The organism is Saprospiraceae bacterium, from assembly GCA_016719615.1.
In the GTDB taxonomy this organism is placed as follows: Bacteria; Bacteroidota; Bacteroidia; order Chitinophagales; family Saprospiraceae; genus Vicinibacter.
In genome coordinates, this window is the sequence record JADJYQ010000003.1 from 69024 (window position 1) to 83836 (window position 14813).

9 protein-coding genes are annotated in these 14813 nt (G+C 36.6%); 1 reads left to right on the forward strand and 8 read right to left on the reverse strand.

Annotated features, from left to right (window positions below; genetic code table 11):
- Positions 1–282: 282 nt before the first annotated feature.
- The 8 genes from IPM92_09460 to IPM92_09495 form a co-directional block, all read right to left on the reverse strand.
- The gene (locus IPM92_09460; protein MBK9108574.1) at positions 283–1179 is read right to left on the reverse strand and encodes a peptidylprolyl isomerase; all 897 of its coding nucleotides are present in this window, start codon (positions 1177–1179) and stop codon (positions 283–285) included.
- A 23-nt stretch (positions 1180–1202) separates the two neighbouring features.
- Complete coding sequence (locus tag IPM92_09465; GenBank protein MBK9108575.1) at positions 1203–1862, reverse strand: peptidylprolyl isomerase; 660 nt, start codon at positions 1860–1862, stop codon at positions 1203–1205.
- Positions 1863–1886: 24 nt separating this feature from the next.
- A complete protein-coding gene (locus IPM92_09470) occupies positions 1887–2264 on the reverse strand; it encodes a hypothetical protein (protein ID MBK9108576.1) in 378 nt (125 codons plus the stop codon).
- A gap of 18 nt (positions 2265–2282) precedes the next feature.
- On the reverse strand, positions 2283–3500 hold the full coding sequence (locus tag IPM92_09475) for an ABC transporter permease (GenBank protein MBK9108577.1): 1218 nt from the start codon (positions 3498–3500) through the stop codon (positions 2283–2285).
- Positions 3501–3524: 24 nt separating this feature from the next.
- A complete protein-coding gene (locus IPM92_09480; protein ID MBK9108578.1) occupies positions 3525–6386 on the reverse strand; it encodes a serine hydrolase in 2862 nt (953 codons plus the stop codon).
- A gap of 86 nt (positions 6387–6472) precedes the next feature.
- Positions 6473–8398 carry a glycosyltransferase family 39 protein gene (locus tag IPM92_09485; protein ID MBK9108579.1) on the reverse strand — a complete coding sequence of 642 codons (1926 nt, stop codon included), beginning with the start codon at positions 8396–8398 and terminating at the stop codon, positions 6473–6475.
- Positions 8399–8427: 29 nt separating this feature from the next.
- Positions 8428–9138 carry a YebC/PmpR family DNA-binding transcriptional regulator gene (locus IPM92_09490; protein ID MBK9108580.1) on the reverse strand — a complete coding sequence of 237 codons (711 nt, stop codon included), beginning with the start codon at positions 9136–9138 and terminating at the stop codon, positions 8428–8430.
- Between the two features lie 374 nt (positions 9139–9512).
- Positions 9513–11249, reverse strand: a complete 1737-nt coding sequence (locus IPM92_09495; GenBank protein MBK9108581.1) for a hypothetical protein — start codon at positions 11247–11249, stop codon at positions 9513–9515.
- 319 nt (positions 11250–11568) lie between these two features.
- On the opposite strand from IPM92_09495, the gene IPM92_09500 reads away from it, so the two are divergent.
- Positions 11569–14670, forward strand: coding sequence for a VCBS repeat-containing protein (locus tag IPM92_09500; GenBank protein ID MBK9108582.1), 3102 nt, complete (start codon positions 11569–11571; stop codon positions 14668–14670).
- Positions 14671–14813: the final 143 nt, after the last annotated feature.

The window sequence follows — 14813 nt, forward strand, 5'->3', positions numbered from 1 at the left end:
GTCTGTTAGTCTGTTAGTCTGTTAGACAACACTCTACTAACGTATGTTAGTTTAAAAAATTATAAGCTTTTTCAAATTATTTTCTAATCTTAATAAGTATAAAATATTGCTTTGAGCCTAGATCACCTGTCTCCTAGGGACGAAACTCTTTTAATGGTATAATATTCGTAACTTTACGGCCTTTCAGTCAAGCAGTCAAGCAGTCAAGCAGTCAAGCAGTCAAGCAGTCAAGCAGTCAAGAAGACTATCAAACTTCCCTTACCGGCCGACTAAAAACTTCCCTTAATGCAATGCTTTTATTACCATTTTCACATCTGCAGTAGGTCTGTCACCTCTTTCTGTTTTTACCGCAGCAATTTTATCAATGATTTCCAAACCTTCTATGATTTCTCCGAAAACTGTGTATTCCATATCTAAGGAAGGCGTTCCACCTAAGGTTTTGTAAATATTTCTTTGCGCATCACTGTATTTGATTCCTTTGCGATCTTCAAGCATATTCAAATTTTGATCTGCCTGTATGGCTCCTTGTACGATGTAAAATTGTGAACCCGATGATTCCTTTTTAGGATTGACCTGATCGCCGGTTCTTGCTGCAGCTAATGCTCCTTTTTTATGAATGTATAGGGGATTGAATTCAGCCGGAATTGTATATCCAGGCCCACCACTGCCTAACATTTTTCCAGGGGCTGCTCCTCTTGAGTTTGGATCTCCGCCCTGAATCATAAATCCATTGATGACGCGGTGAAACAACAAATCATTATAAAATCCTTCTTCGGCATGCTTAAAAAAATTATCCCTATGCAAGGGCGTTTGATCATATAATTTCGCAAGCATTACACCATATGGTGTCTCAATACTGATAACGCATCCATCCGGAGGAAGGATTTCTATTTTTTGTTGTGATGAATTCATTTTTTGCCCTTTGTATACTTTTAATTGAACATTATAGATTCCCGATTTTAAATAAAAATGTTTTGGGTTTTTTTCAGTTGATTTTTTACCGTCCCCAAAATCCCATTCAAATCGATCTCCTTCCAAATTTTGATTTTCAAACTGAACACCGGAAGGCATTTTAACTACTTGTTGGGGTATCCGAAACAAAACATTTTGCTTTGAACAGTTACTCAATAATACAGCCAAACATACACATGCTGCAAAACGGCTTATAGGACTTCTCATTAAAAAAAAATTTAAATATAAATTTAGAGCAATCTGATTTTCATTTTTACATCTGTAAGCGGGCGACTGTTTTCATTACTGGGTTGGTTGCAGATTGCGTCCACAACTTTCAGACCATCTACAACTTCACCAAATACTGTATAATCTCCATCCAGGAATGGCGAACCTCCAATCGTTGAATACTTTTGCTTTTCCTCTTCTGTGTATTGAACATTCTTTCCGCGGCTCATCATATTCAGTTCATCGGCACTCATTGGCCTGCCTTGAACAATATAAAATTGCGAACCTGAGGATTCTCTTTTAGGGTTGGCAGAATCACCCAGTCGGGCAGCCGCTAAAGCTCCTTTAAAATGTTTTGCACCTATTTCTGCCGGTATCGTATATCCAGGTCCGCCGTTTCCAAGCATGATTCCCGGAGGTGCATCTTTAGATACGGGATCTCCCCCTTGCATCATGAATCCCTGAATAACCCTATGAAACAATAGGCCATCATAAAAGCCACTCTTCACCAATTTGATAAAATTCTCTTTATGCTTTGGGGTACTGTCGTAAAGCTTAATTTTAATATTCCCATGGGGCGTTTCTATTACAGCCAATGTACCCTTGGTAGAAGATTTATTACCTTCATTACAAGCTATGGTCGTTCCCAAGCTCAATAAAAGTATGATTACATAATTTTTCATAAATTTTGAAGTATTTAAATGAACTTAATTTGATTTCTCTAAAGTTAACTCCTTTGCGAAACTCTCTTTAAAGTAGTCAATTACTTTCTCTTTTAGATAACGTTCCTGGGCATTAACACCTTTTAATCCAAATGGTTTTAATAATTCATAATGTGGCCATCCATCCTGATCCATTCCTTTCAAAGCATAATACCCATCGTAACTCAACAAGCGGCAACTTGCAATGTGCATTAAGTCTGTTTTTTCTTCTTTTGTAAATTTTTCAAGTTTCAACTTTCCAAGTTCCTGGATACCGATTAACAATAAAATTGCATTCAAATCGGGTAAACCGTCTGAGCCCAGGCGTTCTTTCACAAAATGCCTTATTCGCAACCACTCAAAATCCAATTCCCAATCTTCCATCGCCGCAAAATTAATCAATTATTCTTCATGAAATACTGGCTTAATCGAAGCCACTTTTTGACTGGGCATAATAGAAGCCAACAAACCAATGGCCATCACCGTTGCAATCACGATAACAAAATCAATCCATCTCATTTGCATGGGGTAGCTATCAATCACAAATTCAGAAGGAACACCTATCAAACCATATTGCTTTTGCAGCCAATAAAAACCAATTGCAAATGTAAAACCAATCAACAAACCCAAAACACAAATTAAAGATCCCAATAAAATAAATATATTTTGAGCTGCACGATCTTCCATCCCCAAGGATTTTAAAATAGAAATATCAAATCTCTTGTCTAGAACGATCATCCACAATGCACCAATAATGGTAAAAGAAACCAAAAGCATGGTCAGGCTAAACAAAGAATAATACAACCATTTTTCAAGTTTCATGATTTTTAAAAATGCTTCATCCTGACGATACCGGTCTTTAATAATATAATCCGGGCCCGCCAAGGCTTCCAATTGCTGAACGCTCATACTTCCATCTGTACCTGATTTGAGTTTGATATCAATCGAACTTAAATGCATAGAATTATTTAATTGCGCTCTCAAATAGTCGAGATCTGTTATTAAAGTATTGTAATCACTTTCCTGATGGAAGCTGAATACAGATTGCACTTGTAATAAAAAATCTTGATATCCATCATTTTGAAATTGAGACTCTTTGGGGTCTGGTAAAAAAATGCGGACAGGTTGTTGAAAATCGCGAACACTAACTCCAAGTTTATTTCTCAATACGGATCCGATATTAGCCAGAGGCCTATTTGCTTCGCGGATTAAAAAATTTCCCTCCACGATGCCATCAGATACTTTGCTCACTTGAACATAATTTGAATCTACTCCCTTTATAATTCCAAACTCTTGGGCGTCGCCGTATTGGAACATACAAACTTCTTCAATCGTTCTTGAAAACGATTCAATAAATTCCTGTTTTTCTAATTTTTGAATGAATAATGTGTCTTCCTTAAAATATTTAGATTGCCTGGCTACAATTTTGATATCGGGATTGTGCTTACTGAACATTCCTGAAACCAATTCATCAAACCCATTAAACACAGTTAAAACGAGCAATAAAGCTGCAGAGCCAACAGCGATTCCGAAAATAGAAATACCTGTGATCCAATGAATGGCCTGAGAAGATTTCTTCCCAGTTAAATAACGATATGCAATTTTAAGACTCAGGAGCATGTATCTTGTAATGACGATTAAGGATTAATTTATTATCTGACTTCTCTTCTCAGTTGATTGGATCTGTAGTTTCTGATCAGGCAAAATTGCATTATAGATGATATCCTGAATCCTGGTTCTATATCGTTCTTTGTGCAACTTGTTTATTTCGGCATTGGGAAATGTTCTGTTGGATAAAAATACGTAATTGATCTGGGCATCCGGATCCACCCAGGCGCAAGTTCCTGTAAATCCCTGATGGCCATAACTCCTCCTGGAAGAATAAGCTGACACATAAGGTCTAATGGAGTCGGCAGTGATAGATGGCATATCAAAAAACTGAGCTCTTCGCAAAAATTCACGATCTCTGGAAATTTTAATGCCAATATCAGAAGCTTTCAGCAATTCGATTCCTGCATATTGGCCCCGATTCAAATACAGTTGCATTGTTTTAACAACATCCAATGCATTCGAAAATAATCCTGCATGTCCTGCTACTCCACCCATCATAGCAGCTCCCATATCATGCACATATCCTTGTATGCGTTGTTTTCGCCAATATTGATCTATTTCTGTAGGCGCTATTTGGTGAAGGTCAATTCCTTTTGACAATGGGTTAAAAATGGAATTGCGGAGTTCGAGTTTCTCAGCAATTTCTTTTTGGTAGTAACGCTCAAAAGTTTTACCTGTAAGCTTATGAACTAACTTTGGAATAAAGTAAAATCCTAAATCCGAATAATTACATTTTCGTTCATCAAGTACTCTTGAATCAATAATGGTTTGCAATATAGTATCTATGTAATCGTTTCGCAGATACAAATTTTTGCATATGGGAATATTGAAAATCTTCGAAGGTAAACTATCGTAGTAAAGTGGATTATAGATGAAGCTACTGTCGTTAGTGGGCAGCGTCGATTTATAATAAGGAATCCAGGAAAGCATTCTTCCCTGATGCAACATAAAATCCTTAAAATTGAGTTGCTCCTTATTGCTATTTTTAAAAGAATCAAAAAATTCAGAAAATTTACTCGAAGATTTTATCGCATTGTTATCCTCCAACTGAAAAAGGATGGGCGCTGTACAAACTACTTTTGTAAGTGATGCCAGATCATACAGGCTGGTTGATTTCACCAAAACTGTGGAATCGTAATCCAAATAACCAAAAGCTTTTTCGTAAATGACTTTATTATTCCTTGCCACTACAATTTGGCAACCGGGTGCTGCTTTTTGAGCAATGAGTTCATAAGCAATCGTATCAATATATTGAAGGCTATCGCTATTCATTCCCTGAACTTCAGGTATTGAATATCCAAGCCGCATCAGGGAAGGACGAAAAATCCCTTTGCCTTCTTGCAACACAGTAGATACACTGATGGGAGATACACCTATAAAGGCATCTGTGCCAAACAACATCTGTGCCGTAATATCCAGACTCATCTCGTTTTCTTCATGCGCTAAAACCACACTGCAGTTGCCTGGAAAATACATACTGACATACGGGCAACCAAATAATACTACAATGCACTTTTTAGAGCGAATATGTGGATTCAGTTTTTGCAAAGCCCATAAATTCAATCCATAGCCCTTTTGTGCATTAAAATTCAAACCATGAACATGAATCACGATGAGTTCTGCATTTTCGATGTCATTTAAAAGGCTATCATTCCACTGAGCAGTGTCTTCCAAAGTATAATTGACTATTGAAGCATAATCCTTCAATCTATTTATAAATCCATCTGCCGGCCCATTTCCCAATTTTATCGTGAGCAGCTTAGGAGGTATCTTGCGAATGGGAACTAATTTTTCCGGATCTTTTCCAAGGCAAATAGCCTTCCGGTATATAGATTCATTGATGACTTCAATATTTTTATTGAATGTTTTCAATAGATCCGCTGGTCGATTCGGAATTCTATTTAAAAATAAACCTGATTTTATTTTTGCTTTGAGGATGCGTTTCACTTTTTCATCCAGAGTGGTGATACTTATTTCACCGGTAACAATGGCATTTTTTAAAGCAGTGATAGCTTCTGAAATATTGCGACTTAACAACAACATATCATTTCCTGCTTTAAAGGCCCTAAGGGCAATTTCACCATCTGAGAAATGTTTTGTGACACCTTCCATTTCAAGTGCATCCGTGATCACCAAACCGTCAAAGGACATCTCATTCCGAAGAATGTTTTGTGTTATGTTCGGTGAAAGGGTAGCAGACATGTTTTGAAGGCTATCCAATTGGGGAATATGCAAGTGCCCAACCATCATCGCTGCAGGCTTCAAATGGCTCAATACGCTAAACGGAAATAATTCTATACTATCTAACCTTGTTTTTGAAAAAGGCAAAACCGGAAGATCTTTGTGTGAATCCACTTCAGTATCACCATGACCCGGAAAATGTTTCAAACAAGCCATGACACCGGCATCTTGCAGACCTTGCATATAGGCAAATGATTTCGCACTAACCCTAATTCTGTTTGATCCGAACGAACGTTCGTTAATTACGGGATTCAGCAGATTGTTGTTAATGTCAGCTACTGGGGCAAAATTCATATGTATGCCCAGAGTCTTCATTTGGCGGCCCATTTCATAAGCCATATGATAAATTAACGAATTCTCAGTCAGAGCACCCAGACAAAATTGTTTTGGAAATTTATGAATATCTGTCATTCGCATACCCAGGCCCCATTCGGCATCCATACTCATCATTAATGGCCACTTGGAAACAAGCTGGTAAGTATCTAATCGCTGGATCAAGGAAGGAACAGTGCCCTTAAATAAACAAACACCACCAACACCATAGTTTACAATGGTATTGATAACTTCTGCCTTCTGAATTTCATTTTCATTGGAAAACGAACGCACAATAAAAAGTTGGCCAATCTTTTCATCCAGGCTCATACTGTTCACCATTGAATCAAGCTTATCCGACGACGGAAGCACCTGAGAAAAAAGCATTCCAGGAAAAAGCAGAAGATTAAAAAGATAAATTAGAATTCTCATTTGCTTTGGATTCCGTTCTTTTTTAATATTTCAGGGTCTATCGCTTTAGCAGCCGCAAACATAGAATCTGAAGTGATCAGGTCACCATCATTTTTAAAAGCAATGCCAAGATTAATATACACTTGCGGATTTTTAGGATCCATTTGTGCTGCTTTCCTGAAATATTCTATGGCCAAATTATTATTGCCCGACGAACCTTCAGCAATTCCCATCAACATAAGTGACTCCGAATCATTAGGATTCATTCCCAAGGCATTTTTAATATATTCTCTGGCTTCCTTAACCTGACCTGCTTGACCCAATTGCCGGCCTCGTTCGCGAAGGGCCATTTGAAGATTTTTAAAAGCATCCTCATCATCCGGTAAATGTTTCAAAATGTAATTGTACTTTTCAATTGCTTTTACATAATCCTTTTCGAAATAATAAATATTTCCCATCTGCAAATGGGCTTCCATATAAACAGGATGTATACTTAATGCTTTTTCTAATTCCAGTTTTGCTTTTGCAGTGACCCTCCTTAATTCTGCAGAATCTTTGATAGCAGGAGCTGATTCCAAAAGTACGCCAGCCACAGCATTGTGAATTTTTGCACTTTTTACTGAGGTTTTAAGATCTGTATCGAATAAAACTTGATTGGATGTCCAGGCCGGATTTCTAAGAATGGTCAGCACTGAAAACAAAATACAAACTGGAGCTATCATGTAAAATGATTTTGACCAATTTTGTTTATTCAAATATTGAATCAGAAAAACGAAACCAATAATAAATCCAAGTGAAGGCATAAATATAAATCGTTCACCCATATTAGTACCAATAGGGAATAAAATATTGGATACTAAAAACAAAGGCAATATGAAAGCAGCAACTGAATAACTAAATGCCGGATATCTTTTCATCTTTATCAAAACAAAAAGTATCGCAAAGCTATATATACAGATGGCTGCAATCGAATTTATAGAACCGATACCCAGCATCGGTATCTGTTTAGGATAATAGTCATGTGTAAGTGGATAAGGCCATACCATTAAACGGAGGTATTCAAATAAGCAATAAGTAATAATTCCGGCCTTTTCAAAAATATCCATCGCGACTTTTTGGCCATTTTCAAATTTCATGAACGGATTATTCATCAGTTCGGTAGATAACTTTGTAAAGGGATTTAGTCCCAGGGTGTTGGCCCGCAAAAGTATAAAAACCAATGCTGCAAGCACCAACATAAGGCTTGGCCACTTTAAGGACTTGAGTTTATCAGTATATAATACGGCCGCGCCAAAGGGAATCAAAGCAACATAAGAAATCGCATTTTCTTTGGAAAGCAAACCAAAAAACATCATTATTCCAGTGAGCATCAATTGCCAATACTTTCTTTCATCCAGATAAATTAAAAAATAGTAAAAAGCAACCATACAGAAAAGCAGGGCCAAACTTTCATCCATGCCTTTCACATTTGCAACACATTCTGTGTGCACGGGATGTGTACAAAACAACAATGCTATTAGAAATGCAAACGCTTCACTGCCTTTGTTAAATTTGATTAAAAATAATTTCCGAATACAAACGTAAATAGCAAAACTTAGCAAGGCATACACCAAAATTGACAACAAATGAAATACAAATGAACTCGGACCAAATATTTCAAATACAAAAGCAAAGACCATCAAACTCATGGGTCTGTATCGGCCTCCTGCGACTAATTTTTCTTTGCCTTGTTTTTGAAAAAAACCATAAAATGAATCTTTGGTCAACAGTTCCGGAATTCCGGATACACCTTGTTTGACAAATTTATTTTCTGTAATGACTATTCCATCATCAAGAACGAATTCATGATTTAAAGTATTTGCATAAATTAAGAAAGGCAATGCTAAAAGTATGATCCGGTGCAACCGAACATCAAACATGAAGCCGTCGACGAATGCACTCATTATTAATTTAATTTAAGGCTTAATGGAGTTTATTCCATGGTACTAAACACATTCTGAACATCCTCATCATCTTCAATTTTATCCAACAGCTTGTTGACTTCCGCTTCCTGTTCTTGAGTCAGTTTTTTAGTCATCGTTGGAATTCGGTCAAAACCCGATGAAATCATTTCTATTTCGTTTTTTTCAAAATACTCCTGAAGACTGCCAAAGCTATCAAAATTGCCGTAGACTACCAATTCATCACCATCTTCGCTGAGTTCTTCGCAACCCGAATCAATCAGCTCCAGTTCCAGCAACTCTGGATCTTTGTTTTCTTGTCTTTTGATTCGAAAAATGCACTTATGTTCGAAGAGATATTCTACACTTCCTGAGGTACCAAGGCTTCCGCCGTATTTATTAAAGTAAGAACGGATATTTGCAACCGTTCGAGTCGTGTTGTCAGTAGCGGTTTCTACTAAAACAGCAATGCCATGCGGTGCATAACCTTCATAAGTTAGAATTTCAAGGTCTTTTTCATCCTTGGAAGTGGCTTTCTTAATAGCAGCTTCCAGACGATCTTTAGGCATGTTGCATGCACGGGCATTCTGAAAAGCAGCCCTTAACCTGGGATTGTTGTCGGGATTGGTTCCGGAGGCCTTCACCGCCATGAATACTTCTTTACTAATCCTGGCAAACTGCTTGCTCATTTTGGCAAAACGGGCAAACATTTTATGCTTCCTGACTTCAAAAATCCGACCCATTATGATGTTTTATAAGTTCGGCAAAGATAGGAATTGCCAGCCAAATGACAAGGGAATGGAGGAGTATTATGTATTCATGCTGAAAGCTTGTATAAGGGCTAGTAAGTCTGACTGCTTGGAAGGATGACTGCTTGGAAGAATGCGTGCTTTAAAGAATGACTGCTTGGAAGGATGAGTGCTTGAAAGAATGACTGCTTTACTTTTGAAAATTTAACGCTTGCATTGATATTTTATGACAACTACTTTTGATCTAAAATATCTTATTCACAAAATATTTTATTGATTTATAAATTTTTCATTATAGCAAAATTTATGAGCGGTTAAACAGGCATTCATGTAAATTGAGAACTTAAATAAACAGACGAGTCTCCCGATCACTCTTCATTAAAAAGTATAGCAATCGGGTAAATCCGATAACCGGGTTCTGCATATATAGAACGATCATAAATAAACTCCAGCATGGCATTAGAATTTTCTCTAAACATTGAATCCTTGGCTTTTTTCTCTTCAAACTCCATTTTGAGCTTACTATCATTTGTTAGGATAGCTGTCGCCAGATCATCAAAAAGATATTCACTGAAATATTCTTTGCGTTGTAAAACGGCATCGAAAAAATTCCATACAAAAAATGCATCGTGGGCTTCCGGTTCGAGGGTCTCAACAATATACTTCACAGCCGGTTGATTTGTGTAAATAATATAATCTCCTTTAAGGTATAAGCGTTTATCTTTTTGCGCTTCCACATTCACTTCTAAATGCATAAAATGGCTTTCGTATGGCTTAGTAGAACTTTTTAAATTTTGGATCTTATAAAAACTGGCCTGGATCAGCGTGTCCCTTTGCAATCTATCCATTTGAACCTTATTTAATTTTAAGCGTTCAATGACTGCTTCATAGGCAGCAGGAATTACATATGCAGTGGGTCTTTTAACGGTTTTGACCGGTTGACATACATTGAAATAAGGAATTTTTTTGAGATAGGGATTGTTTTTGTTGTAAATAATTTTTTCCAAACCTGTTACATCACTTATTTTTTTTTCGACGGTGTAACCGGAAAAATAAATACTATCACAACGGGTAGGATCTATTTTCCAACGAATATCAAGAGTATTACTTTTCATGGCTGCTGTGCGTGCTTCAAAACGACTATTGAGCAATTCTTTTTTCTGAATTTTGATTTGTTCTGACAATTGTTGCATCAACAATTTATGAGCACTTACTCTTGCTGCATAAGGTTTCAACATATGTGATTCTGCAATAAAACCCATACAATGAAACAAAGCAGTATAACCCGATGAAAATCTTGGCGAATCCAGAAAATCATAGATTCCTTTAGAAGGATCTCCATGTGCATTTACATAGGGAATGACATCAAGATTCCTTTCAGACATAGATTTTAGAAAAGGCGGGATGAAATGTTTGTAAATATAATTTCCCAATTCAATTTGCAGTTTATGTCTCTGACTGGAAATGAGGGTCATCAGATAAGGATAATCTGCACCATCTGTGGTATGCGTTTCTAAAAACATATCGGGGTCCCAATGCCTGAAAATACCGGTAAAAGTGAGCGCATTGCGACTATCGCATTTAATAAAATCGCGGTTGAGATCCAGGTTTTGTGCATTAGCCCTGAAACCATATTCTTCCGGCCCAATTTGGTTGACCCGAGAATATTTATTGCGCAACAAACTTCCACCTACATTATAAATTGGAATAATGACTATACTGATTTCATCGAGTATTTTAGCCTGATTGGGATCCATCACAAGATCACGTGCAAACATCATGGAGGCTTCAATGCCATCAGGTTCTCCGGGATGGATGCCATTGTTGATCAATAATATGGCTTTTCCTGCTTTGCGGCATTTTTCCGGGCTAAAATGCTTTTTGCTGCTCAATACAACCGTGTAAATGGGCAGCGACACATCAGAAGCACCCGCTTCGATAACCTTTACCAATCCCGATTTTTTTTCTAAAGCTTTATAAAAATTTATACATTCTTCGTAAGTGCTAGTTTGGTTGTTGTTTTTTTCAAATGGAGTTTTGAGAGATTGTGCGGAAATACCAAACAAATGAGCGATAAAGCATAAAAAGATAAAATATAAACGCATGATAGTGAATTGATTGGATGTTTAAGACTTGGAGGAACAAAAGTACGAGGAAATGATGAAAGATTATCTTTTGGGATTCGTGATTGATATGGAAACCTAACTCGAAAAACAAAATATGGCTCTTTCATTCTCTACCTCTGTTACTTTTCCTCTTGACCTCAGAGAATACTTATAGCATTGCATACTTTGGAAAGGACACTATTGTTTAAAATAAATTTATGCTTGCAATGCCAGATTTTGCGAAAAACGACCATATCCATGTGAATCTTCATACGTGAGTATGGTTTTAACTAACATTGGGACCACAAATAAATACTCCATGAAAATTTCGGTATTTACAAAATGTTTTAGCAGAAAATATGTTTGCCTGATTTTGACATGTTTTGCAGTCTTTTGTCATTCCTATTCAGCCTTTACCCAAGACGAATTCATTATAACAGGAGACACTTTAATTCTGGAGCTCAAAGACACCAGTGGCTATAAAATACAATGGCAAATTCGTGGAGATTCTTTTTCCAGCTGGAGAAATATTCCGGGTGCAACGATAAATCCATTTGCATTTTCAGTCCCGGATAGTTTAGAAGGATTGGCACAGCTCAGAGCTAAGTTGATATATTTTCAGGATTCATGTCCGCAATACAGTAATGTTTTCAAGTACAAAATCCGCAGCAGCCTTCTTCAATTACCTCATGGCAGTCTGCTTAGAGGGGGGTATTTCTATCATTCAACAAAAGATTTCGCCTTAATTGCAGCTACTGTTCCCACTAAATCAATGGCCTGGGGATGCTACGGTCAAGAAATAAACGGCGGCGATTTATTAGGGATCGGAGATGGAAAGCAAAACACTTTAGACATTGTTTCCCAATGTAAGGAAACCAATATAGCTGCATATTTTTGTGACACATTAAGTATAAATAATTATGCAGACTGGTATTTGCCCTCTAAAGAGGAATTAGAATTACTCCTAAAAAATTTGGGGCATCTCGGTATAGTACCCCCTAATGCTTACAATTACTGGTCATCCTCAGAGTTTTCAAAGTCAGAAGCCTGGTATTTTGCACTCTTTGATAGTGTTTCATATAAACATCCCAAGAGTCATCTATATAATTATGTACACCCTGTCAGGCAATTTAATTTAAAAACGGATCGAACGCTTAAAATAAATTTCATGCTTGTTAATCTTGTGGATCAAAGAGATATTATTGTACAAGATTTGCCAAACAAATCTAACAATGTGTTAGCATCTTTTGTTGGAGAGGGGAAAGAAACGGATAATTACATCTGGGATTTCGGCAAGAATAGTACGATCGTAACTGGCACAGGAAAAGGCCCGTTTGAAATCAGTTATAACTTTGGTGGATACAACAGAATCTCAGTCATAAATACTAATGAAGGATGTATGTCCGCCATATATTATTCTGATTATTTTCGCAAGCAAGTATTTGAAGATATTAAACCCGGATTTCCTCCAATATATCGGGGTTGTTTTGATTGGGGCGATTATAATAATGATGGATTGTTGGATATTCTTATGACCGGATCAGAAAACGGGAAAATTTATAAAAATCAAAACAATGATTCGTTTGTTGAAATTTCTCAACAGCTACCTAAACTAAAAAATTCATCTGCGGATTGGGGTGACTTTAATAATGATAATTTTTTAGATTTTGCAATAGCTGGTGTTTTGGAAAATGACAGCACCTTAATTACCAAAGTATTTCAAAATGTAAGAAACGATAGTTTTGTTGAACTTCTTTATGAATTCCCCGGAATCCAAAATGGATTTGTAAAGTGGTTTGATAAAGACAATGATGGAAAACTTGAGCTTCTCATATCCGGTGAAAATACGGAGAAAAAACCCCTTACTAAAATTTATACAAATTTTGCTTCAGGAATTATTTCGGAAGTTCCATCAAAATTGGTAAACTTAAAAAATAGCAACGGTTCCTTTGCAGATTATAATAAAGATGGTTTTATAGATCTGATACTTATCGGCAATGATGGCGTCGATCGAAGAACAATCATTTATAAAAATGAAAATGGAAATTTTGTCGGCATCCCATCTTCTATAACTGATATAGAATATGGTTCTGTTGCTTGGGGGGATTATGATAATGATGGATTATTGGATTTTGCCATCTCAGGTGCAAAGGACAGTATTGGAATTAAATCTTCTGATGGAGGAAATACATTGCAAGTTAATTTTGGCAATGCCGTTTATACTGGGATATACAAACAAGAAAAAAATGACTCGTTTAATTATAAAATAGGATTCGATTTTCTTGAAAATTATGCCATAAGCACCCTAGATTGGGGAGATTACGACAATGATGGATTTATAGATATTGCAATAGCAGGAGTGCCGAAACTTAGCTATGTTTCTGTTTCAATAGGAGGTGGACTAAATCCATTAAGGTATCCATCCACTACAAAAATATTGCGGAATAATAAAAATCATTCCTTTCCAAATCAATTTTTTGACATTCCGGCTCCCTTAAGCAACACCCTAAACAATCATACCTCAGAAGTCATAGAACATGAATTCTCGGCATCATTCATTGCATTCGGAGATTACAATGCTGATGGAAAATTAGATTTCATAAGAGAAGGAACCAAATGGAATACCACTATTTATAAAAATAACATCTCTGTTGAAAACAAAGCACCCAATATACCTTCCAAATTGGAAGTCATTCCCACCTGTGAAAAGGCAAATTTACATTGGACTGAGGCAACTGACGATCACACACCTAACCAATGCATTACTTATGAAATTTATGTTGGAACCGCACCGGGCAAATGTGATGTTTTCTCAAAGGTTAATAGTTATAAAATCCGCAACAATACATTTGAACTTAATAATTTACAACCCGGAACCTACTATTGGAGTGTCAAAGCCGTTGATCAGGCACAATCGGCAAGTGCTTGGGCACCGGAACAATCCTTTACCATTTACGGCAAACCAACAACCCCTGTAATAAGCCTAAATGGAAATGTACTCCATTCAACATTTGCTATCGGAAATCAATGGCACAATCAAAACGGGCCGATCTCCGGAGCTACGCAACAAGATTATATACCATCTCTAAATGGAACATACTACACGCTTATAACAGACCATCAATGTACTTCAGATACCTCTAACAAAATCGAAGTAATCGTTTCCGGTGACACCAGGATTTTAGACCAAACTGCTTTTACGGTAATGCCCAATCCTGCAAACAAATATTTAAATGTCAATTCTCCTTTCACTAGCCAAACTGTTTCTTACAAAATAACAGATATTCATGGTCGGGAATTGTTAAATGGCTTATTCAAAGACAAAGCAAACATTCAAATAGAATCTCTTTCTAAAGGATCTTACTTTATAACTTTTGAGAGTGTAAAAATGAAGGAAGTATTTAAATTTTTAAAGGAATAGAGATAAGTTTAACATTTATTCCAATTTTAGTTAGCATTTTATAATCGAATTCGATTATTGTTACCAAATCAACATATTTGACCCATAAATTCTGCATGAGGAAAAAGTCAGAACAGGATTTAACGGATTTTAGGATGGGCAAG

Coding starts and splice junctions, on each gene's coding strand:
- IPM92_09490 (MBK9108580.1), bottom strand. CDS start 9,138: ATGGGTCGGATTTTTGAAGTCAGGAAGCATAAAATGTTTGCCCGTTTT.
- IPM92_09470 (MBK9108576.1), bottom strand. CDS start 2,264: ATGGAAGATTGGGAATTGGATTTTGAGTGGTTGCGAATAAGGCATTTT.
- IPM92_09480 (MBK9108578.1), bottom strand. CDS start 6,386: ATGGTGAACAGTATGAGCCTGGATGAAAAGATTGGCCAACTTTTTATT.
- IPM92_09465 (MBK9108575.1), bottom strand. CDS start 1,862: ATGAAAAATTATGTAATCATACTTTTATTGAGCTTGGGAACGACCATA.
- IPM92_09485 (MBK9108579.1), bottom strand. CDS start 8,398: ATGAGTGCATTCGTCGACGGCTTCATGTTTGATGTTCGGTTGCACCGG.
- IPM92_09460 (MBK9108574.1), bottom strand. CDS start 1,179: ATGAGAAGTCCTATAAGCCGTTTTGCAGCATGTGTATGTTTGGCTGTA.
- IPM92_09495 (MBK9108581.1), bottom strand. CDS start 11,249: ATGCGTTTATATTTTATCTTTTTATGCTTTATCGCTCATTTGTTTGGT.
- IPM92_09500 (MBK9108582.1), top strand. CDS start 11,569: ATGAAAATTTCGGTATTTACAAAATGTTTTAGCAGAAAATATGTTTGC.
- IPM92_09475 (MBK9108577.1), bottom strand. CDS start 3,500: ATGCTCCTGAGTCTTAAAATTGCATATCGTTATTTAACTGGGAAGAAA.